Here is a 20,717-nt window from a genome sequence, read left to right on the forward strand (position 1 = left end):
TCTCCCGACGAGATCGACTCGGCCAACCTCAAAACATCGGAGACCTGCTCTAACAGAAAGGCACACCACCATGGGCCAGATTTTCAGCCACCCCGCGACCATCATCGTCGTTATCCTCCTCATCGTCCTGCTCTTCGGCGCACCCAAGCTGCCCGGCATGGCACGCAGCCTCGGCCAGTCCATGCGCATCTTCAAGACCGAAGTTGAGGGTCTGAAGAACGACTCCAAGAAGGACCCCCGCGAGAAGGACGGCGAAGAGGTCGTCACCGCTGAGGTCGTAGACAACGGCAAGGACGGCAAGACCGAAACCAAGTAACGGTCCCGCCCCAACGCACCAAACCCGTGCCAGCCCACCGGCCGGCACGGGTTTTGCGGCACCACCCCATAAACACCCCACCAGACCCCCTCAGCCGAATCACACACGGCACCGACACCCAGAGGACACCACGTGGCAACACCTGACCAGGACGTGCGCAACCGCAAACTTAATCCTGAAGCACGCATGGAACTCAAGGAACACCTGCGCGAATTCCGCGACCGCCTCATTAAGGCGGCTATCGCAACCGTCATCGCAGCCATCATCGGTACGGTCTTCCTCTACCAGCCTTTCATTGAAATGATTTCTGCGCCCCTGCAGCAGATCAACGCAGAAACCGGCCGCAACGCAAACCTGAACTACGGTAGCGTCGCTTCTCCCTTCGACCAGCTGCTGAAGGTCGGTATGTACATCGGCTTGGTGATCGCGTCTCCCGTCTGGCTGTACCAGGCGCTGCGATTCCTGCTGCCGGCACTGCACACTAAGGAGAAGAAGTATCTCTTCGGCTTCCTCACCGCATCTATTTTCGCGTTTGCCTGCGGTGTCGCCATTTCTTACTTCACCCTCCCCGGCGTGGTTTACGCGCTGCTGAAGTTCACCCCCGTCAACGAAAGTAACTACATTGACGCGGGCGTGTACATCTCCTTCATTCTGAAGTTCGTCGTCACCTTCTCTTGTGCCTTCATCATCCCGGTGATTCTGGTTGGCATTAACATGCTGGGCCTGATTCGCGGCACGACCATCCTGAAGGCTTGGCGTTGGGTGGTCGTCCTGGTCGCAGTGATTGCGGCGCTGACCGCACCCGGTAGCGACATCATGATGATGTTCGTGCTCATGGCGCCGCTGCTGATTTTCTTCTTCGCAGCGATCGGCATCTGCATGATTAATGACAAGCGCCGCGACCGTAAGCTCGCCAAGCTGGCGCAGGGTTCGGACGAAGCAAGCCTGAACACCGCAACCAGCGCCGAAGACCTGGCGAAGATGGGTTACTTCGAGGAAGAGAAGACTTCCTAATTGAATAGCTCGCTTTGAGCAACATCGCCGAAAGGGGCGGGGTACAGAAAGATTCTGTGCCCCGCCCCTTTCGCGTGCCCAGATTAGTCGCATGCCCGGATTTGCCTGCCGGGAAGGCTTCCAACGCCGGCTCGCACGGCACCTCCATAGCGAGCCCCAGAGGGAGCGTTATACCGCGCCGGATGCGCTCGCTGTTCGCCCATACCGGATTAGTGCCCGTGCAGGATGCTTTCGGAAGGTGGGCGGTGGGCGAGCGGTTACACTGGACATACTATGAGCAAGCACCACGCACAGCACACTTCTGACGCAGAAACTTCTAACGAGCAGACCGGCACCGACTACGCTGCCGCCTACGCCGCATCCCGAGAGCGCGCCGCCTACGCAAAGACCGCCCTCGGGGCTTTTGAGGCGTCCCTTGATTTTCCGCTGGATGATTTTCAGCGTCAGGCGTGTGCCGCCGTGGAGGCGGACCGCTCCGTCCTCGTTGCCGCCCCTACCGGTGCAGGTAAGACCATTGTGGGCGAGTTCGGTATCTACCTGGCGCTGCGCCGCGGCATGAAGGCGTTCTACACGACCCCCATTAAGGCGCTGAGCAACCAGAAATACCACGACTTTGTGCGCGCGTACGGTGAGGATTATGTGGGTCTGCTGACCGGCGATACGAGCATTAACACGGAAGCACCCGTGGTCGTGATGACCACCGAGGTGCTGCGCAACATGCTCTACGCTAACTCGACCACGCTGACCGGTCTGGGCTACGTGGTGATGGATGAGGTGCACTACCTGGCGGACCGTTTCCGTGGCGCGGTGTGGGAAGAGGCGATTATTCACCTTCCCGAGCATGTGAACGTTATTTCCCTGTCGGCGACGGTGTCGAACGTTGAGGAGTTCGGCGCGTGGCTGGATACAGTGCGCGGCGGCACGGACATTATTGTTTCTGAGCACCGCCCGGTGCCCCTGTGGCAGCATATGATGGTCGGTCACCGTGTGGTGGACCTGTTCGTACCCGAAGACAACTCCGCAAACGGCAAGAACCAGGAGCCGGAGGAGAAGCTTTCCCGCAAGCAGGCGAAGAAGGCACAGAAGGCTAAGCAGCGCGGCGCATCCGTAGAGGCGGGCGCCAACCCTCTGCTTGCCGGCCTGCGCCTAAACCCGCAGCTGAAGGCACTACGCCCCGGCTTCCGTTCCGCACCGGGCCGTGGACGTTACGGCGGCAAGCGTGAACGTTTCCGTCACCGCCGTGAGGGCTGGCTGAATGAGACGTTCAGCAGCGGCGGCTCGAACCGTCGTGATCGTTTCAGCAATGATCATTTCAGTAACGACCGAGACTTCGATGCACGTGGTGAGCAGAAGCCTCTGCGTCCGCAGCGTATTACCCGCCCGGAGATGGTGCGCGCCCTCGACAAGCAGGGCCTGTTGCCCGCTATCTGCTTTATCTTCTCGCGTGCCGGTTGTGACGGCGCGGTCAGCCACTGCGTATCCGCCGATATTACGCTGACCACCCCCGAACAGCAGCAGACCATCCGCGCCTACATTGCGGAGGCGACCGCTCACCTGGACACCCGCGACCTGAACACCCTCGGCTACTACGAGTGGCGTGACGGCCTGATTCGCGGTATCGCCGCGCACCACGCCGGCCTGCTGCCCCTGTTCAAGGAGGTTGTGGAAACCCTCTTCGCGCAGGGCCTGATTAAGCTGGTCTTCGCCACCGAAACCCTCGCGCTGGGTATCAACATGCCCGCACGCACCGTGATTCTGGAAAAGCTCACCAAGTACAACGGCGAATCCCACGTAGACATCACCCCCGGCGAGTACACCCAGCTGACCGGACGCGCAGGCCGCCGCGGCATCGACATCGAGGGCCATGCGGTCATCATGTGGCGCCCCGGCCTGTCCCCGGAGCACGTGGCGACCCTCGCCTCCACCCGCACCTACCCGCTGAACTCTTCGTTCCGCCCCACCTACAACATGGCGGCGAACCTCATTGCCTCCTACGGCGCTGAACGCACCCGCAAAATCCTGGAGTCCTCCTTCGCGCAGTTCCAGGCGGATAAGTCGGTCGTGGGCGTCGCCTCCCGCGTACGCAAAAACGAAAGTGCCCTCGAAGGCTACCGCGAAGCCATGGCATGCCACCTGGGCGACTTCACCGAATACGTACAGCTCAGCCGCCAAATCGCCGAGCTGGAGAAGAAGGCGTCCAAGAGCAACGAGCGTCACGCACGCGCGCAGGCGCACCACAGCATCCAACAGCTTCTGCCCGGCGACATCATCTACATTCCGCACGGCCGTTCCCGCGGCTACGCAGTCGTCATCACCCGCTCCGATTCGCACGCCGACCCGCGCATCGGCATCGTCACCGAGGACGCGCACCAGCGCACCGCCTCAACCCGCGATTTTGAGGGCGCCGTCGAACCGGTCTCACGCATCAAGATGCCGAAGCGCCTGAGCCTGAAAACCCCCAAGGAACGCCGCGACACCGCAAGCCGCATGCGCCAGGCGCTCTACGATGGCCGCGCCCCGCGTGCGCTCGCGCAGCAGAACATTCCGGCTCGTCAGAACAGTATTGACGCGCAGCTGGAGGCTCTGCAGGCTCAGCTGCGTAACCACCCGTGCCACGGCTGCTCCGACCGCGCGAACCACATGCGTTGGGCTGAGCGCTGGCAGAAGCTCAACTCTGAGACGGAAGGGTTGCGCCGCCAGATTGCCCGCCGCACCAACACGATCGCGCAGGTCTTTAACCGCATTGCGCGCCTGCTGGAAAGCTACGGCTACGTCGAACGCACCGAAGACGGTGAATTGTCGCTAACCACCGGTGGCCAGGCTCTGCGCCGCATCTACGGCGAGCGCGACCTACTGACCGCTCTGTGCCTGGACGCGCACTTCCTCGACGGACTGGAGCCCGCCGCCATCGCGGCAACCGTCGCCGCACTAACCTACCAGGGCAAGCGCGACGCCGTAGAATACCTGGCACACTACCCGCATCCGTCCCTGCGCGCACCCATCGCGACGATTACGCAGCGCCTTGCCGACCTGAACGCAGCCGAGGAGCAGTTCAAGGTCAACCCGACCCCCGCATGCGACTTCGGCCTGGTCGAGCCCATGTACGCCTGGGCGAACGGCGCCCACCTCGCCAAGGCAATCGAGGACACCGGCCTAGCCGCCGGCGACTTCGTACGCTGGGCAAAGCAGGTACTGGACGCCCTGGACCAGATCGCGCACATCCGCTCACTGGACCCGGCGATTCGTGCCCGCTGTGAAGAGGCGATTGAGGCGGTACGCCGCGGCGTGGTCGCGCTGGACGTCTAAACCACGCCTACCGCTACATCGCGCCCGACCGGTTCGGGCCACCACCCCCGCACCTAAGTTGTTCCACGTCATCTAAGGACGAACGAACTACCGCAGGCAGCGGGGGTGCTTCTATACTCGAAAGAGACGCTCAGCTGAGCTACGCGAGCACAATTGAAGTGCCCGCCCCGTGTGCGCCTCGGCGCGCCTCAAAGGTGAAAGGATTCTAATGTCTACCCGAATTTTTGTGGATGGTAGCGTATACAGCCCCGTCGACCCGTACGCAACCGCAATGCTGGTCGAGGACGGCTTCGTCCGCTGGGTTGGTTCCGACTCCGGGGCGCGTTCCATCGCTGACGATTCCGCCACCATCACCGAACTTGACGGAGCTCTGCTGACCCCCGCCTTTGCGCGCGCCCTCGCACCGGTCGCAGGCAAGGAAGCACCCGAAATCCTCGACTACCTGCAGGCATACCGCGCAGCCGGCTACCACACGCACACCCTGCTCGCCGGCATGGAAGACGTACCCGACCTCGTCTCCGCGCTCAGCTACTACAGCGCCGAACACGGCACCCCCGATATTCGCCTCATCCTCAACGCCACCGGCATTGAAACCGACGAGCTCATCAGCGCCATCAAGGCGCTACGCCCCCTCACCGAAGGCGACCGCGCCGTCAAAGGTCTGCAACTGGTCGGCATCTTTGTCGCACCCACCGAAGCCCCCGCAGCAGCACAGGTAGCCGAAGACGCCGCACTCCTGCTCTCCATCGACGCATCCACCAGCTTTGCCGACGCCGCCGATGCCGCGCTCGCTGTACGCGAAACCCGCCCCTGGCTCTCCATCCGCCTCGACGCCGCAATCAGCACCCCGCAGGACCCCATCACCGACGAATACCTCACCAAACTGGCAGAAGCACGCATCAACCTCGGCCTCAGCGTCTGCGAACCCGAAGAAGACGAAACCGCCAACGACACCGTCCAGGCGCTCCTCGCCCACGCCGGGGGAGAAGCACGCGAATCTGTGGCATCCGTAGCCCGCCGCGCAAACGCAGCCGGCACCTCCATTGCACTGGGTTCTGATGCTCAGCTGTACGCACCCGGCGCCTGGTCCCTCATCCGCGAACTCGTCAACGACGAACACGGCATCTCCGCACGCAGCGCCTTCGCCGCACTCACCCGCGGCGTATACCGCCTCGCCCACGAAGAAAACCCCTTCACCGGCCAGCTCACCCCCGACACCCCCGCATACGTAGCACAATGGCGCGTCGAAGCCCTCATGGTCCAAGCACCCGGCTCCCGCGTCGCGTCGTGGAGCACCGACCCCCGCGCTCGCATTCCGTTGCTTCCGGTGCTGGATGAGGATTCGCCTCTGCCCATCCTGGAATCTATTTACACTGAAAGTAACTAATTTTTTAGCTTATCAGCACCTTTTTAGGCAGTTTAGGGGCAGTGGAAGCCCCCGCTGGTTCAGTTGCCCACATGTTTACCCGGTATACTGGATATCTACACTGCCTGTTTTATATGCACCTGTGAGGGAGTAATATGCGCGTTCTAACTGTCATCCCGACGTATAACGAGAAGGAGAACCTGCCCGTCGTGGTAGAGCGTCTTCGCAAGGCAGCTCCCGAGGTGGACATTCTCGTGGTGGATGATAACAGCCCCGACGGCACCGGCCAGATTGCTGATGAGCTGTCGGCTAAGGATTCCCAGATTCACGTTCTGCACCGCACCGTTAAGGACGGTCTGGGTGGCGCATACCTCGCTGGCTTCGATTGGGGCCTTGAGGCAGGCTACGACATTCTGATTGAAATGGACGCTGACTGCTCGCACCAGCCTGAGCAGCTTCCTTCCCTGGTTCGTGCTGTGGAGGCGGGCGCTGACCTGGCTATTGGTTCGCGTTACGTTCCCGGCGGTAAGACCAAGAACTGGCCGGCTCACCGCCAGATTCTCTCTCGCGGCGCTAACCTGTACACCCGCCTGATTCTCGGCACCTCCATCAAGGACATTACCGCTGGTTTCCGTGCGTACCGCCGTGACGCTCTGCAGCGCCTGAACCTGGACGGTATTGACTCGAAGGGCTACGTGTTCCAGGTTGATCTGGCGTGGCGTTCCGAGCAGGCGGGTCTGAATATTGTTGAGGTTCCGATTACCTTCGTTGAGCGTGAGATTGGCGCTTCGAAGATGGACGGCAACATTATCTTTGACTCGATGTCTAAGGTGACCCGCTGGGGTCTGACCAACCGTGTTCAGAAGCTGAAGAAGGCTCTGGGCAAGTAACTCATTCTGAGACTTATACGAAAGACCGGGGTGGATACATAACGTATCCGCCCCGGTCTTTTTCTGTTTTCTGTAGCGCTCTTTCCTGGCTCACGTACCGACGAAGCCACCGCCAAAACAAAGAAGCCCTCTCAGAGCGCAAGTGGCTCTTAGCGGGCTTCTGTAGCCTTTCTACGGCGTGTCTACAGCGCTTTTAGAGCGCGTAGTGCTTGCGGTAGTATTCCAGGCGGTCTTCCAGGGTCTTTTCCAGCTCTTCGATGCTGCGGCGTTCCATGAGCATGTCCCAGTGGGTACGTGCGGGCTTCTCTTCTTCGGCGTCTGCGGTGGAGTCGCCGTTGACGAGGTATGCTTCCTTGCCGGACTTTGCGGTCCAGACCGAGGGGATTTCTGCTTCTGCCGCGAAGGTCACGAAAACGCGGTCACCGTCTGCGGTACGGTATTCGACGCGCTGGCGGGGCGCGGGCTGTACGTTCGATTCGGTTTCCATCGACTGGGAACCCAGGCGCATACCGCGCAGGCTACGATCGCTCATTTTTCCTCCAGTGTCGTCGGGTGCGCTCTTTGGCGCTTTAGGCATAACGTTGGGCGGGGGAGAGCTATTCCCTCGAACGTTTACAAAACATCTATTATATCGGTAATAGTCTCCACCCGCCCAGCGTGGTGGTGTTTATTCGGCGTGATTTTTGGTGATTCGCGCCTTTTTATGGGTTAGATTTCGCGTTTAGCCGTTGATGCCGTAGCTTCCGGGTGCCTGCGGTGCGCTCTTGGGTGCCTCTGCTGCGGGCTTCTTCGGCGCGTCTGCAAGGTCGGATGCAGGCAGGGTACCAAATGCGTTGCCCAGGCCGCGCAGTGCATCGCCAAGTTCGGTCGGGATGAACCAGAGCTTGTTTGCGTCGCCTTCAGCGAGCTTGGGCAGGGTCTGCAGGTACTGGTAGGTGAGCAGCTGCTGGCTGGGGTTGGATTCGTGGATTGCCGCGAAGACCTTCTGCACGGCTTCGGCTTCACCGTTTGCGCGCAGGATTGCGGACTGCGCGTCACCTTCTGCGCGAAGGATCTGTGCCTGCTTTTCACCCTCTGCACGCAGGATGGCTGCGCGGGATTCACCTTCTGCGGTCAGAATGTCGGACTGCTTCTGGCCTTCTGCGGTGAGGATTGCGGCGCGGCGGTCACGCTCTGCACGCATCTGCTTCTCCATGGAGTCCTGGATGGACACCGGGGGCTGGATTTCCTTGATGTCCACGCGGGAGACGCGCAGGCCCCAGCGGCCGGTGGTTGAGTCGAGTACGCCTCGCAGCTCCGCGTTGATCTGGTCGCGAGAGGTGAGGGTCTGCTCCAGGTTCAGGCCACCAACGACGTTACGCAGGGTTGCGCTGGTCAGCTCGTCCACGGCGCGAATGTAGTTGGTGATTTCGTAGGTTGCCGAGCGAGGGTCGGTGACCTGGAAGTACACGACGGTGTCGATGCCGACCACGAGGTTGTCTTCGGTAATCACGGACTGCGAGGGGAAGGAAACCACCTGTTCGCGCAGGTCGATGAGGGGCAGCACGCGGTCAACTACGGGGATGACGATGTGCAGGCCGGGGTTGAGAACGGCGTGGAACTTGCCCAGTCGTTCGACGATGCCGGCTCGTCCCTGCGGGATGACGCGCACGGTCTTGGCGAGCATCGTCAGCACGAAGAGGATGAGTAGGACCGTCAGAATAAGGCTGATAGGCATTGTTTCTCCTTATCGGTGAGTTATATGGTGTGTTTTTAGGGTATCTGAATTGGTATTTGGAGCCGGTATTCAGATGGGTCTTAGGTGTGGGGGAGAGGCTCTACGATTGCGGTAGCGCCCTCAATGGCTCGTACCCGCGCGTGTGATCCTGCAGGGAGCGTTCCGGAGGCGGTGCGTGCCGTCCAGATGTCGCCAGCTAGTACCACCAAACCGGTCTCATTAGTCACATCTTGAGTGACGCGCACCTCAGCACCAATGAGTGCTTCAGCATTAGTAATAGCACCGGTGGCTGATTTATTGAGCTTCCTAAGCAGCGGCGGGCGCAGGCCAAGAACCAGAATCAGGCAGATCACCACGAAAATAACGGTTCGAATCAGCATGTTATCCACGAAGGGCGATATTGCTGCGGTAATGCCTGCGCTAATCGCCAGCATGAGAAAGAACAGGTCAAGGCTGAGCATTTCTATGACGGCGAAAACGAGGGCGAGTGCAACCCAGAGTGTCCAGGGTGTCTCAAAGAGCCAATCCACGAGTTTTCTCCTTTGGTGTACATCAACCGGCGTGGTTGACGTTGAATCTGCATACGAGGCGACGACACCTTCGTGATGCGGGGTATATCCATTATTTCAGGTGGATTGAGTGCTGGCGATAGTTCTGGTGACCGGGTGAGGTTAATACATGAACTGTTAAGACTTTATTTAGATACGGGGAATCTTGGGTTCACTCTAGGCCTCCCTAAAAAGCCGATAATATACATTATGTAAAGTAGACCTATTTTTCACTACCCTGCCGGATGCTCACCGGTACTTTCTACGCTCAGATTGGCACAGATCAAACCTGTGCGCTCCTCGCAGTGCGACTACACTGTTCCATCCGCGGTTCTGAACTCCGCTATTCTGCGCTCCGTGCGCCTTGCGTCTTCCTCGGTACTCAGCCGCACGCTCACATGCCCCGAACCTTCGGGCTCCTCAACGTATCCCGTTAAACGACAAGCACCCGAGACGAGCTCACACCATTCGGTGCGCCCCATCTCGGGTGCCTGCCATCAATTTCTAGAGCTTTACGCTTCTGCGTGCTTTTCGCTGAACTCCACCCATGCGTTGAGCACACGCTCCGCTGCGCCGGATGCAATAGATTCGCGTGCATCGGCCAAAGCCTGAGTGAAACGGGTCTCAAAGCTCTCGCCGTTGACCGGGCGGTACGCCACCAGACCTGCGGCCGCGTTGATGAGCACAGCGTCGTGAATGGCGCGCAGCGGGCTCTTCGAGACCTCGCCCTCCCCCGCCAAAATGGCACGGAAAACGCCCGCGTTGTACTCGGCGTCGCCGCCTCGCAGCTGCTCCAGCGGTGCGTTCTGCAGACCGTACTCGGTCGGGTCAAAACGGTACTCGGTCAGCTCACCGTCCACAGCCTCCCACAGGCGGCTCGTGGTCGCAATGGTCAGCTCATCCAGGCCGTCATCACCGCGGAAAATCAGGGCGTGGTCGCCGCGCTCAGCGAAGACGTGAGCCATCTTCTCAGCCATGACCGGGTTAGCCACGCCGATAGCCGAGGACTTCACGCGAGCCGGGTTCGTCATGGGGCCCAGGTAGTTGAACGCGGTCGGAATGCCCAGCAGGCGGCGGGTCGGGCCCACGTGGCGCATTGCCGGGTGGAAGGTCATCGCAAACAGGAACGTGATGCCGGTCTCGCGAGCGCATTCGGCGACTGCGGGAATGGGCATGTCGAGGCGGATTCCGAGGGCTTCGAGGACGTCTGCGGAGCCGGATTTGGAGGTGGAGGCGCGGTTGCCGTGCTTGACGACGGTTGCGCCGGTGCCTGCGATGACGAGGGCTGCCATGGTGGAGATGTTGACGGTGTTTTGCTGGTCTCCGCCGGTGCCGACGATGTCTACGGCGTGGGGGTCGATGTCGACGGTTTCGGCTTTGGCGATCATGCCGGCTGCGAGTGCGCCGAGTTCTTCGGGGGTTTCGCCTTTGGAGTGGAGGGCGGTGAGGAAGGATGCGAGGATCGGCTGTTCGGTTTGGCCGGTCATGATTTGGTCCATTGCCCAGGCGACTTCGGTGTCGGTGAGGTTTTGGTGCTTGACGAGCTGGTTGAGGATGTATTTCCAGGTAATTTCGTGCGTAGTCATGTGTTAAGTGTAAAACCCCCGTCTCGTATCTGCATGGTTGGGTGCAGTATGCGAGACGGGGGTTTACTAGGCGTGTTGCACCTTGGTGGTGCTTAGCGCTGGGGTGCCTTCGGTTTAGTGGAAGGAGTCACCGCATGCGCAGGAGCCTGCTGCGTTGGGGTTGTCGATGGAGAAGCCCTGCTTTTCGATGGTGTCTTCGAAGTCGATGGTGGAGCCGTCGAGGTAGGGTGCGCTCATCTTGTCGACGATGACCTCTACGCCGTCGAAGTTGCGGACTGCGTCGCCGTCGAGGACGCGCTCGTCAAAGTAGAGCTGGTAGATGAGGCCGGAGCAGCCGCCGGGCTGGACGGCGATGCGCAGGCGCAGGTCGGTGCGGCCTTCCTGTTCGAGGAGGGTGCGGACCTTGGTCTGTGCTACTTCGGTGAGGTTGACGCCGTGGGTGGGCAGTTCGGTGGTGGTTTCACTCATGAGTGTTGTCCTTTGTTTCGTTGGTTGCCCGGGTGCACCGCGTGTGGGTGCGTGTGGGCGTTTTAGCCTTCACGATACGCGCCGGGGAGAGCTGAGCACAACCTAGGGTGTGCATAGTTCGCCGGGGGCGTGAGTGTTTGCGTGGGGGCTTTGTAAGTAATTCTGCTTCTAGGATACCGAAAAAGTGGGGGTTGGGGTTTGGTGGCCCTTCTCCCCCACTTTTTGTGGATGTTTCTAGCGAGCGCCGAGTGCGCTGAGCAGTAGCGCCTCCGCGAGGATTGCGTTCTTGAAGTCCGGGATGTAGAGGGACTCGTTGGCGCTGTGTGCGCGGGTGTCGGGGTCTTCTACGCCGGTGACTAGGATCTGTGCCTGCGGGAAGACGTCCTTCAGGTCGGAGATGAACGGGATGGAACCGCCCATGCCGGTCTGTACGGGTTCGACGTCCCAGGCGGCGCGCATTGCATCGAGGGCGGTCTGTGCGCCGTCTGCGTCGACTTCGGTGGCGAAGGGCATGCCGGAGTCGACGGCGGTGTAGGTTGCCTGTGCGCCGTGGGGTACGTGTGCCTTGATATGTTCGGCGAGTGCGCGGTGTGCGTTTTCGGGGTTGTCGCCGGGTGCGAGGCGGGTGCTGATGCGTGCGCGGGATACGACGGCGAGGGTGTTGGAGGAGGTTGCGATGGAGGGGATGTCCATGCCGATGACGGAGATTGCCGGCTGGGTCCACAGGCGGGAGGCGACGCTACCGGTGCCTGCCAGGGGTACGGTGTCGAGGATGCCGGAGTCGTTGCGGAAGTCTGCTTCGGCGTATTCGAGTTCGGGTTCGGGGGCGCGGTGCAGGCCTTCGACGGCTACGGCGCCGGTGGCGTCGTGCAGGGTGGCGATGAGCTGCGCCATGAGGGTGTGGGCGTCGAGCATGGGGCCGCCGAACATGCCGGAGTGGATGGCGTGGCTGCCGACGCGTACTTCGATGTCGCCGGATGCGACACCGCGCAGGCTGGTGGTCAGGGCGGGTACGCCGGCACGCCAGTTGGCGGAGTCTGCGACGACAATGTAGTCGGCGGACAGTTCTTCACGGTAGGTGTTGAGGAAGGAGACGAAGGAGGGCGAACCTGCTTCTTCTTCACCCTCGATGAAGAGCTTCACGCCGAGCTTGAAGTCATCGCCGAGAGTTTCGTTGAGGGCTGCGAGCGCGGCGAGGTGCACGAGGATGCCTGCCTTGTCGTCTGCTGCGCCACGGCCGTAGAGGCGGTCGCCCTTGCGGGTTGCGACGAAGGGTTCGGTGTCCCACAGGTCGAGGTCGCCGGCGGGCTGCACGTCGTGGTGGGCGTAGAGCAGGATGGTCGGGTAGCCTTCTGCGGCGGGGCGGGAGGCGATGACGGCGGGCATGCCCTGCTTTTCGGTGCCGTCTGCGGTGGTGTAGGTGGCGCGTTCGATGCGTACGTTGTCGAAGCCTGCCCTGGTTGCGAGCGCGGCGACTGCCTCGGCGCTGTGGTCTACCTGGGTGAGGTCGTGCGATTCCCAGGCGATGGAGGGAATGGCGACGAGCTCGGTGAGGGTCTGCAGGGTTGCTTCGAAGTTTTTGGTGACGGCGGCGCTGAGGGCGCTGTGGTGGGTGAATTCAGTAGTCATGTTTCTACCTTACCCCCACCTTGTCCCTGCCTTGGCCCCGCCTCGGCCCTAACCGCCGGATGGTTGGGGTTGTTTCAGTTGCTGGTGTGGGCTTGTGGGGGCGGGTTTGGTGTGTGCCGTTCGGGTATGATGGGAGGGTGTTTGGTCGTAAGAAAGAGAAGGCTGAAGCGGAAGCTGTTCAGCCGCAGGTTGTAGAGGAGCCTCAGGCTCCGGTTAATCCGAAGTTCACCCCGAAGAAGGGCCGTCCTACTCCTTCGCGTAAGGAGCAGCAGGCGGCTCGTCGTCAGCCTCTGGTTGTTAATGACCGTAAGGAGGCGAAGGCTCGTGAACGTGAGGCGATGGCGAAGGCTCGTGAGCGTCAGAATGATGCGTTGATGGGTGGCGATCAGCGTTACCTGCCCGCCGTGGACCGTGGTTCGCAGCGCCGTTATATCCGTGATTATGTGGATGCGCGCCGTAACCTTGGCGATTTCATGCTGGCTGTGCTGCTGGTTCTGCTCATTGGTGGCTGGATTGCTCAGGGTGTTTCTGGTACGTCTTCTGCGGCGGCGCCGATTTATTACGGTTCCGTGTACGCAATGTATGCGCTGATGATTCTGTGGGTTGTTGACTACTTCATTTTGTGGCGCAGCCTGAAGAAGAAGCTGATTGCGAAGTTTGGCGAGGTTCAGCGCGGTTCTGGCATGTATGCGTTTAACCGTGTGATGATGATTCGTCGTATGCGCCGCCCGGTTCCGATGGTGAAGTACGGCGAGTACCCGCACTAAGTCGTGAGTGCCTTATAGGTGCTTGGGGAGAGGTCCTAAAGTTTTCAGGCCTCTCCCCTATTTTTATGTTCTTACGCGAGAAGCCACATGTGTTTCGAGAAGCTACTTCTTTGGTGACTTTTCGAAACACATGTGGCTTCTGGATATATGTATTGCGGCTAGAGGCCGGTACGGTTAGGCGTCAATTTGGGAGTAGAGAATCTGCCACCTACCGTCGCGGTGTTCGAGGGCGAAGACGTAGATTTCTTCTTCCTTGTCGCTACTCCAGGTTTCTTGGCGGCCGTCGGGTTCTACCTCGGTGTGTTTGTCCCATTCGTGGCTGGTTTTCAGGTAGTAGGTTCGGCCGTCGTCGCTCCAGGGTATGCCTTCGGGTTCAAAGTGTTCGATGCCGTCGATGACCCATCCTCCGCGCTGGTAGAGCGCCTCTATCTCGCGGTAGATTTTGAGTTCTCCGTCGTTTGAGGTGGAGAGGAATTCGCGTGCTTTGCTGTAGTCGCCGGTTTGCACGCCGTAGTTGGCCCACTGGTTCCAGGCGTCCATGGTTTTGAGGATGCCCTCCGGGGTCTTGTCGCGGTATCCGTTTTCGGGGGCATTGGGTTTGGGGACGTTCTGGGCGGGGCCTTTGGCGTCTGCTTTGCGGTATTCGCCGTTACTTGCGTTGTTACCGGCGCTACTGCTTGAGCTGCCGCTGGTGGCGGCTGCGCCGGAGGCTGTGGAGCCGTCTCCTGCAGTTGTGATGTCGTGCGGCACGCAGGCGGCGAGTAGGGCGCTGAGGCTGATGAGGGCGCCTCCGGTCAGCATTGAGCGGCGGTTCAGCATGTTGGGGTTCATGGTTGGTCCTCCACATCGTTGTAGTGCATGGTCTCCCGCTTATCTTCATTATGCGCGAGCGCGCATTGGGAGCCTGTCATTGATCCTGCCCTCTGGACGTGTGGCGGTCTATCTTGCGGAAAGATTACGAGGGCTTTACTTTGGTTGTTGCTTCAATCAGCCACCGCTCGCCATTATGACGCAACTTAAAATCCCACATATTGTCATTCTTGTCATCGTTCTCCCGACTCTCCCAACTACCATCAGGCTGAACATAAATCGAATACGTCCAATCACGATAAACACGCCAAATATTTAAAATAGGGTGGACCCACTGACGTGAATCCACCCTATCATAAAAAACATTTAAATTGTATTATTAATTTTTAGAGATACTCCAAATATTCTTGAATCCAACGCGAGCCATCTTATCAGCCCTTTCAGCAAATGCTTCTTTACGTTTTTCATTACTATCCAAATTAGACGACCAATCCTCAGGTATTTCAATAAACTCTTTATCCCTTGCAACTCCTCGCAAAGCATCAATTTTATCTACTATATCAAGATTATCTACTTTTTCATTTACACTGCGCGGGAGAAGCATAAGGTTACCAATGAGGTGAACTTCATCCCCTCCCTTAGACTGAGGATGTATATGTTCAATCGTAATAAAGTCATCAACTAGTCCAAGCATTGTCGGCTGATATTTTGACAAAATATATTGAATAAAGGTATTGCCTTTACCCATAGCTTCGAATCGTCGAATCTTCGCATAGTCTTGATTAGATTCCTTGCCGCTCGATGCCTTTCTTTTAGTAGGAACATATTTAAGACTCTTAAACTTCTTTACAAATTTTTCTTCATCTATTTCATTTCTATCCAAAACTGCCTCGAGATTTTTCTTCATATTGAACAATGCGTCTCTAATACTTTTAATTTTGAAACCTCGAGAATTACTGTTTTCCTGACTGTCACTATGAATTACTGAAATAATATCCTTAACAGCATCATCATATATATCTGTGACTGCATTGGTGCGGTATCCGAAAAGGCCGTTATACTGAAAATGGAAATTTTCTAGGACAGCGAGCATTTCAGATACCTCTGTCATTGAAAGTGCAGGTTTCTCATCGTCTAGCGGAACAATACACAACCTGAGTAGAATATACGCAAAGATTGTATGCTGCGTAATACCCATCAAGTTTAAAGCATGGAGCGGTCCAACTATGCGCTTCTTCCAATCATTACTCTTTCTTGTGCCGAGCTGCAACGAGCTCTGATAAAAGAAATTAGGGTCAGAAACCATTCGATATATCTCAGCCTCTTGAGCCAATGAATTTTTGAATTTATTAACCGCGCCCATTTCACACAGATGAGCTTCATAATACCTAAATATGTTCCTTGGAGCTATATTCTTCTTACTTACGCCCTGCGACCCATCAAATCCGAAAACCTTTGCATAAGCAATGAAGAACTTATCCTCATTGATAGATTTACTATTCGAAACCCATTGCTCATCAGCGCCGGACTTATTCAAATTGTTTGATGACCCCTTCAGGACATCAATCACTTGAGTCCATACCGAGTTAAACGAGCTTGCATGTGTGTCAGCCAACATCCTAGTTACATGACTTTTAATCAAATCTGCATTCGTTAGAGAGGTGCCCCTGTCATTCAAAGTCATAAAGATATTATATGCAGAATGAATATCATCTAGCTTAATATCAATATACCTTAAGCTATCAATTTTTATAATAAAGTCCTTTAGATACTGAACTTTATCTCCCAGAGTTTTTTGGTCACCCAGACAACTATCTATATACTGATAGAATTTTCTATAGGCGGACCGAATATTATATACACTATCCTTGCTCCGCGCTTTTCTCAGATTCATTGACTTCTGATGTTCCCCTTCCCAGGCAAGAACATCATGTTCTGGGCCATTCAACAGGGCCATCATGACTCGCCTGTCATCTGCCCTATCATTATCATAGTCAAGCTTTAGATATGTATAACTTGTATCTCGCCTAGCACGTCGAAATAGGCGCCCATCAATTACATTAATTACGTCATTCTCTAGTTTTTTAATTTCATATACATTTGCATCTTTATCAACATCCAATGTTGCATTTTTTAGCTTAAAGGCTACATCACGCAAAGCACATAGCAGAATTATCGTAGTTGTAATTCTCTGTTGACCATCCACAACCGAATAACGCTCCAGATAAGCGTCCCGCTCTCGCTGATCACGATACACATTTTCATGATATATTATTGATCCAATAAAGTGATAGTCATCATATTTATGCGGGTCGATATTATTAACATCAACAATAAAGTCATCTATATTTTCGTCTGTCCATGAATATCCCCTCTGAAATCTTGGTATTTCATACAAATAATAATTATCTAATAAATCGCCCATGGTACATACAAGGCTTGTAATTTGTTCTCTCGCCACTGTGTCTTCCTTTGTTGAATAATCCAATTGTGTAATCATCGATGCTACACAAGTCGATCTTACTATTGCTCCAGGTCAGGGTGCAATCCACAACACACCAAACGCTAACAGAATCTCAAGTAAAACTTCCCCCTCCCCCTACCAGCACAACCACCCCTTACATGTTGAGCAGGCACGCAAAGGGGGCACCGCCTCCACCCCAACGGGTAGAGAACAGTGCCCTCCCCTTTCAGCACGCCGAGTCAGCGCACAGAGTCAACACGCCGGGGAGCATAACGCTCCCGCCTGCAAACCTTCTAGCGGCGAGCGCGGCGCAGCTTCACCAGACCACGGTTAATATGCGCCGCCCAGAGCGGACCCTCATACAGGAACGCAGTGTAGCCCTGCACCAGGTCAGCGCCAGCGTCCAGGCGCTCCTGCACATCCTCAGCGGTGGTCACGCCGCCAACGGAGATGATGGCGAGGTCGTCGCCGATTTCACGCTTGAGCAGGCGCAGCACCTCCAGGGAGCGGGGCTTCAGCGGCGCACCGGAAAGACCGCCGGCACCGATTTCCTTGACCTTGGTCATGTCGCTGGTCAGGCCCAGGCCGTCGCGGGCGATGGTGGTGTTGGTGGCGATGATGCCGTCCAGCTTCAGCTCCTTAGCCAGGGCTGCCACCTCGATAACGTCCTCATCAACCAGGTCCGGCGCGATCTTCACGGTCAGCGGTACGTGGCGGTTGGGGCATACGCGGTCTGCCTCTTCACGCACGGCAGCAAGCAGCGGGCGCAGCGACTCGATAGCCTGCAGGGTGCGCAGACCCGGAGTGTTCGGGGAAGAAACGTTGACGACCAGGTAGTCTGCCTGCGGTGCCAGGGTGCGGGTAGAAATCAGGTAGTCGTCGATGGCGTTCTCGAGTTCCACGATCTTGGTCTTGCCGATGTTCACGCCGATGATGGGGCGTACGACGCCGCGGTATTCGGTTTCGAGGTCTGCGCGGGCGGCGGCTACGCGCGGGCCTGCCGCTGCGGCACCGTCGTTGTTGAAGCCCATGCGGTTGATGACCGCCTTATCTTCCACGAGGCGGAAGAGGCGCGGCTGCGGGTTGCCGGGCTGCGCCTGACCGGTGATGGTACCAATCTCGACGTGGCCGAAGCCGATACCAGCCAGCGCGGCAATGCCCTTACCGCCCTTGTCGAAGCCTGCAGCCAGGCCGAACGGCGAGGGGAAAGTAATGCCCATGACGGTGGTTGCCAGTTCCGGTGCGGGCTGGAAGTACTTGCGCAGCGCGCGGGTGATGCCGACGTTGCGCAGGGTCTGAACGCCCCAGAAGCCGACGTGGTGTGCCTTCTCGGGGTCCATGCCCTTGAAGAAGATGTTGAAGAAGGTCGGGTAGATGCGCATTTGTTCTCCCTAGTGTTGGAGGGTGTGGGTGGTTTATGGGGCTACGAGCCGGGCGTGCCGGGTCTGTATGCCTGGTCTGTATACCAGGGGCTACTTGTCGTTGGCGACGGCGTCAACAGCGCCACCGTAGCGGCGGTCGCGGCGCGCGTACTCTTCGACAGCTTCCCAGAGGGTGCGGCGGTCAACGTCGGGCCAGAGCACGTTCATGAAAATCATCTCGGCGTAGGCACTCTGCCAGAGCAAGAAATTCGAGATGCGCTGCTCGCCGGAGGAACGCAGGAACAGGTCAACGTCGGGCAGATCGGGCTCGTCCAGGTACTTCTGGATGGTCTTTTCGGTAATGTTGCCGGGCTTGAGCTTGCCCGCCACAGCATCCGCTGCGATAGCTGCCGCCGCGTCAGCGATTTCTGCGCGGCCGCCGTAGTTCACGCACATGGTGAGGGTGCAGACGGTGTTGTCGATGGTTTCGCGCTCGCAGTGTTCAAGCTCTTCGATGACGTTCTTCCACAGCTTGGGACGGCGGCCAGCCCAGCGGATGCGCACACCCCAGGTCTTGAGGGTTTCCAACTGACGCTGCAGCACCTCGGTGGAGAAACGCATAATGAACGCAACTTCGCTGGGTGAGCGCTTCCAGTTTTCGGTGGAGAACGCGTAGGCGGTCACGTACGGGATGCCCATCTCGATAGCGCCCGCAACAACGTCCAGCAGTGCCGCCTCGCCAGCGCGGTGGCCCTCGGTGCGGGGCAGTCCGCGTTCGTTCGCCCAGCGTCCGTTACCGTCCATGACGACGGCGACGTGCTGCGGAATGAACTTCTTCGGAATCGGCGGCGGGGTTGCCCCGGTGGGGTGTGCGGGCGGGGGTACGGGCTGGGTGCGTGCCATGTGTGCCTTTCTTCCCTGGCGGGTTCTCCCCCGGGGTCGTTTGCCTAGATATGCGCCAGAAATAAACGCTGGCGTGCTGTTAGCTATTTTACCGTGACATAGCGCGCATGGGCGGGTGCTTCGGGGTTTATTTTGCGTCCTGGTTGACGCATGCTTGAAGCACCGGCGTGCATCTTTTTACGATGCAGGAATTTCTGTCTCGAGGGCGCTCGCCGTTTTCAGGGGATGTTCGAGCAGGTTCTGGGTGGTTTTCAGGTAGAGCCCCAGAATTTTGGAGGCGACCGGCACCGGTGCTACGTCAATAGTCACCCAGGCGCACGGATCTGCCGATGCGGTAGCGAGCGCATAGCCGAGCTCTTCGGCACGCAGGCCGGTCAGGGGTGTGTCGGCGGCGGGTGCACATTGGGGACAGAGGACCGTGTGATGCCCGTAGGTGTGGGCGGTGTGGAAGGCAATGTACCTGCCGCTTCCGCCTGCAGTGTTGGGGGCGTTGTCTGCACCAGCATTACCTGCACGGTCATTTTCCGCACCCTGGCTATCTGCGTTCACGAGCGGGTTGCCGCATCGGGTGCAGTTTTCGCCGATGAGCGGCCAGCCGGCGGCGTTCATGCTGCGCGCCAGGTAGCGGGTCAGAATTCTCTGCGGCACATGCTGCCCGTGCGCGAGCGCGGCAAGCGCCCCGTGAGTCAGGGTGTAAATATCGGCGGTGCTGTCGGTGTCTTTGGTGAGTGCTTCCGCCAGCTCGGCGATGGTGGAGGCGCAGGTGTACGCATCGTAGTTCGCCATGATCGGTGCGGTGTAGGCGTGCAGGGTCGCAGCCTGGGTGATGGTGTGCAGGTTGGTTCTGCCGCGGCTGAAGGACAGGTCGGTGTGCATGAACGGTTCGAGTCGCCCACCGAATTTGGAGGTGGGTTTACGTACAGCCTTAGCGACGGCGTGGGTGATTCCGCCGTCGCGGGTGAGCATGATGATGATGCGGTCGGTTTCGCCGAGTTTTTGGGTGCGGAGGATGAGGGCGGCATCGCGCCAGGTGCGGGGTTCGCTCACGGGTATCTCCGTTCTCGGTACATGCTCGGTGGGTGCGTGGTGGATGCTCAGCAGGTCCTCTGCGGACACCCGGTAGACGCTGAGGGCAAAATCTACGCGGGTGTTGCGGGTACGGTTCGACCCCTGCCGTATTACCCCGCGTAGGGGGTACCGGTCAGGGGTCGGTCCGTAACGTATGGGTGAGGTGCTATTTAGTCCTCGTACTCGATATCGTCGTCGATGTCGTCTTCATCGTCGAGGATTTCTTCAAGGTCATCCTCGTCTTCATCACCGTAGACGCTCAAGGGGGTGACCTCGTTGTATGCCTCGAAGAGAGAATCTTCGTATGCTTCGAAGGCGTTGGCGATTTCTACGTATGCCTCATCGACGGTAGGGTCGTGCTCGCCGCTTCGGTTAACAACGGCGGTCAGGTGCGCCTCCAGCGCGTCAAGGAGGCGGGTGAGTTCAGTGCGAGGATCAATGCTCATGCCATTTATTCTACTACCTACACGCCGATGGTGTGCGCCGGGCGGTCATACGGCGGTT

18 protein-coding genes are annotated in these 20,717 nt (G+C 58.3%); 6 read left to right on the forward strand and 12 right to left on the reverse strand.

Going from position 1 to position 20,717, the window contains the following annotated elements; all coding sequences use genetic code 11:
- Nucleotides 1–70 precede the first annotated feature (70 nt).
- From tatA to RQ593_RS05665, 5 genes are all read left to right on the forward strand, one after another.
- Nucleotides 71–316, forward strand: coding sequence for a Sec-independent protein translocase subunit TatA (tatA, locus tag RQ593_RS05645; protein ID WP_005506024.1), 246 nt, complete (start codon nt 71–73; stop codon nt 314–316).
- A gap of 132 nt (nt 317–448) precedes the next feature.
- Nucleotides 449–1,330, forward strand: coding sequence for a twin-arginine translocase subunit TatC (gene tatC, locus RQ593_RS05650; protein WP_070634059.1), 882 nt, complete (start codon nt 449–451; stop codon nt 1,328–1,330).
- A gap of 273 nt (nt 1,331–1,603) precedes the next feature.
- Nucleotides 1,604–4,636 carry a DEAD/DEAH box helicase gene (locus RQ593_RS05655; protein ID WP_311450052.1) on the forward strand — a complete coding sequence of 1,011 codons (3,033 nt, stop codon included), beginning with the start codon at nt 1,604–1,606 and terminating at the stop codon, nt 4,634–4,636.
- Between the two features lie 208 nt (nt 4,637–4,844).
- Nucleotides 4,845–6,023: an amidohydrolase gene (locus tag RQ593_RS05660; protein WP_311450053.1), complete on the forward strand. Its 1,179-nt coding sequence runs from the start codon at nt 4,845–4,847 to the stop codon at nt 6,021–6,023.
- Nucleotides 6,024–6,157: 134 nt separating this feature from the next.
- Nucleotides 6,158–6,892 (forward strand): polyprenol monophosphomannose synthase, encoded by a 735-nt coding sequence (locus RQ593_RS05665; protein ID WP_005506032.1) that lies wholly within the window; start codon nt 6,158–6,160, stop codon nt 6,890–6,892.
- A 193-nt stretch (nt 6,893–7,085) separates the two neighbouring features.
- On the opposite strand, the gene RQ593_RS05670 is transcribed toward RQ593_RS05665, so the two are convergent.
- The 6 genes from RQ593_RS05670 to RQ593_RS05695 form a co-directional block, all read right to left on the reverse strand.
- A complete protein-coding gene (locus RQ593_RS05670) occupies nt 7,086–7,424 on the reverse strand; it encodes an RNA polymerase-binding protein RbpA (RefSeq protein ID WP_005506034.1) in 339 nt (112 codons plus the stop codon).
- 189 nt (nt 7,425–7,613) lie between these two features.
- The gene (locus tag RQ593_RS05675) at nt 7,614–8,609 is read right to left on the reverse strand and encodes an SPFH domain-containing protein (RefSeq protein WP_005506035.1); all 996 of its coding nucleotides are present in this window, start codon (nt 8,607–8,609) and stop codon (nt 7,614–7,616) included.
- A gap of 80 nt (nt 8,610–8,689) precedes the next feature.
- Nucleotides 8,690–9,139 (reverse strand): NfeD family protein, encoded by a 450-nt coding sequence (locus RQ593_RS05680; RefSeq protein WP_311450054.1) that lies wholly within the window; start codon nt 9,137–9,139, stop codon nt 8,690–8,692.
- Nucleotides 9,140–9,669: 530 nt separating this feature from the next.
- Nucleotides 9,670–10,743, reverse strand: a complete 1,074-nt coding sequence (gene trpD, locus RQ593_RS05685) for an anthranilate phosphoribosyltransferase (RefSeq protein WP_311450055.1) — start codon at nt 10,741–10,743, stop codon at nt 9,670–9,672.
- A 114-nt stretch (nt 10,744–10,857) separates the two neighbouring features.
- Nucleotides 10,858–11,211 (reverse strand): iron-sulfur cluster assembly accessory protein, encoded by a 354-nt coding sequence (locus RQ593_RS05690; RefSeq protein WP_005506039.1) that lies wholly within the window; start codon nt 11,209–11,211, stop codon nt 10,858–10,860.
- A gap of 234 nt (nt 11,212–11,445) precedes the next feature.
- Nucleotides 11,446–12,840, reverse strand: coding sequence for a M20/M25/M40 family metallo-hydrolase (locus RQ593_RS05695; RefSeq protein ID WP_311450056.1), 1,395 nt, complete (start codon nt 12,838–12,840; stop codon nt 11,446–11,448).
- Between the two features lie 137 nt (nt 12,841–12,977).
- Between RQ593_RS05695 and RQ593_RS05700 the strand changes: the two genes are divergently transcribed.
- Complete coding sequence (locus RQ593_RS05700) at nt 12,978–13,607, forward strand: DUF3043 domain-containing protein (protein WP_311450057.1); 630 nt, start codon at nt 12,978–12,980, stop codon at nt 13,605–13,607.
- Between the two features lie 174 nt (nt 13,608–13,781).
- Here RQ593_RS05700 and RQ593_RS05705 read toward each other — a convergent pair whose 3' ends face one another.
- From RQ593_RS05705 to RQ593_RS05730, 6 genes are all read right to left on the reverse strand, one after another.
- A complete protein-coding gene (locus RQ593_RS05705; protein WP_311450058.1) occupies nt 13,782–14,438 on the reverse strand; it encodes a DUF6318 family protein in 657 nt (218 codons plus the stop codon).
- Nucleotides 14,439–14,796: 358 nt separating this feature from the next.
- Nucleotides 14,797–16,878 carry a DUF262 domain-containing protein gene (locus RQ593_RS05710; protein ID WP_311450059.1) on the reverse strand — a complete coding sequence of 694 codons (2,082 nt, stop codon included), beginning with the start codon at nt 16,876–16,878 and terminating at the stop codon, nt 14,797–14,799.
- Nucleotides 16,879–17,174: 296 nt separating this feature from the next.
- Nucleotides 17,175–18,263: a quinone-dependent dihydroorotate dehydrogenase gene (locus RQ593_RS05715; protein ID WP_311450060.1), complete on the reverse strand. Its 1,089-nt coding sequence runs from the start codon at nt 18,261–18,263 to the stop codon at nt 17,175–17,177.
- A 90-nt stretch (nt 18,264–18,353) separates the two neighbouring features.
- The gene (locus tag RQ593_RS05720; RefSeq protein ID WP_049349629.1) at nt 18,354–19,145 is read right to left on the reverse strand and encodes an isoprenyl transferase; all 792 of its coding nucleotides are present in this window, start codon (nt 19,143–19,145) and stop codon (nt 18,354–18,356) included.
- Between the two features lie 177 nt (nt 19,146–19,322).
- Nucleotides 19,323–20,192 (reverse strand): DNA repair protein RecO, encoded by an 870-nt coding sequence (recO, locus tag RQ593_RS05725; RefSeq protein ID WP_311450061.1) that lies wholly within the window; start codon nt 20,190–20,192, stop codon nt 19,323–19,325.
- Between the two features lie 191 nt (nt 20,193–20,383).
- A complete protein-coding gene (locus tag RQ593_RS05730; protein ID WP_049349634.1) occupies nt 20,384–20,659 on the reverse strand; it encodes a hypothetical protein in 276 nt (91 codons plus the stop codon).
- Between the last annotated feature and the right edge of the window lie 58 nt (nt 20,660–20,717).

This window comes from uncultured Rothia sp., assembly GCF_963507905.1.
Taxonomy (GTDB): Bacteria; Actinomycetota; Actinomycetes; order Actinomycetales; family Micrococcaceae; genus Rothia.

What these genes read in the sequence shown, in the direction of transcription:
- RQ593_RS05665 (WP_005506032.1), top strand. Translation starts at nt 6,158, where the DNA reads ATGCGCGTTCTAACTGTCATCCCGACGTATAACGAGAAGGAGAACCTG.
- RQ593_RS05655 (WP_311450052.1), top strand. Translation starts at nt 1,604, where the DNA reads ATGAGCAAGCACCACGCACAGCACACTTCTGACGCAGAAACTTCTAAC.
- RQ593_RS05695 (WP_311450056.1), bottom strand. Translation starts at nt 12,840, where the DNA reads ATGACTACTGAATTCACCCACCACAGCGCCCTCAGCGCCGCCGTCACC.
- RQ593_RS05715 (WP_311450060.1), bottom strand. Translation starts at nt 18,263, where the DNA reads ATGCGCATCTACCCGACCTTCTTCAACATCTTCTTCAAGGGCATGGAC.
- RQ593_RS05705 (WP_311450058.1), bottom strand. Translation starts at nt 14,438, where the DNA reads ATGAACCCCAACATGCTGAACCGCCGCTCAATGCTGACCGGAGGCGCC.
- RQ593_RS05690 (WP_005506039.1), bottom strand. Translation starts at nt 11,211, where the DNA reads ATGAGTGAAACCACCACCGAACTGCCCACCCACGGCGTCAACCTCACC.
- trpD (WP_311450055.1), bottom strand. Translation starts at nt 10,743, where the DNA reads ATGACTACGCACGAAATTACCTGGAAATACATCCTCAACCAGCTCGTC.
- RQ593_RS05660 (WP_311450053.1), top strand. Translation starts at nt 4,845, where the DNA reads ATGTCTACCCGAATTTTTGTGGATGGTAGCGTATACAGCCCCGTCGAC.
- tatA (WP_005506024.1), top strand. Translation starts at nt 71, where the DNA reads ATGGGCCAGATTTTCAGCCACCCCGCGACCATCATCGTCGTTATCCTC.
- RQ593_RS05720 (WP_049349629.1), bottom strand. Translation starts at nt 19,145, where the DNA reads ATGGCACGCACCCAGCCCGTACCCCCGCCCGCACACCCCACCGGGGCA.
- RQ593_RS05675 (WP_005506035.1), bottom strand. Translation starts at nt 8,609, where the DNA reads ATGCCTATCAGCCTTATTCTGACGGTCCTACTCATCCTCTTCGTGCTG.
- RQ593_RS05730 (WP_049349634.1), bottom strand. Translation starts at nt 20,659, where the DNA reads ATGAGCATTGATCCTCGCACTGAACTCACCCGCCTCCTTGACGCGCTG.
- RQ593_RS05670 (WP_005506034.1), bottom strand. Translation starts at nt 7,424, where the DNA reads ATGAGCGATCGTAGCCTGCGCGGTATGCGCCTGGGTTCCCAGTCGATG.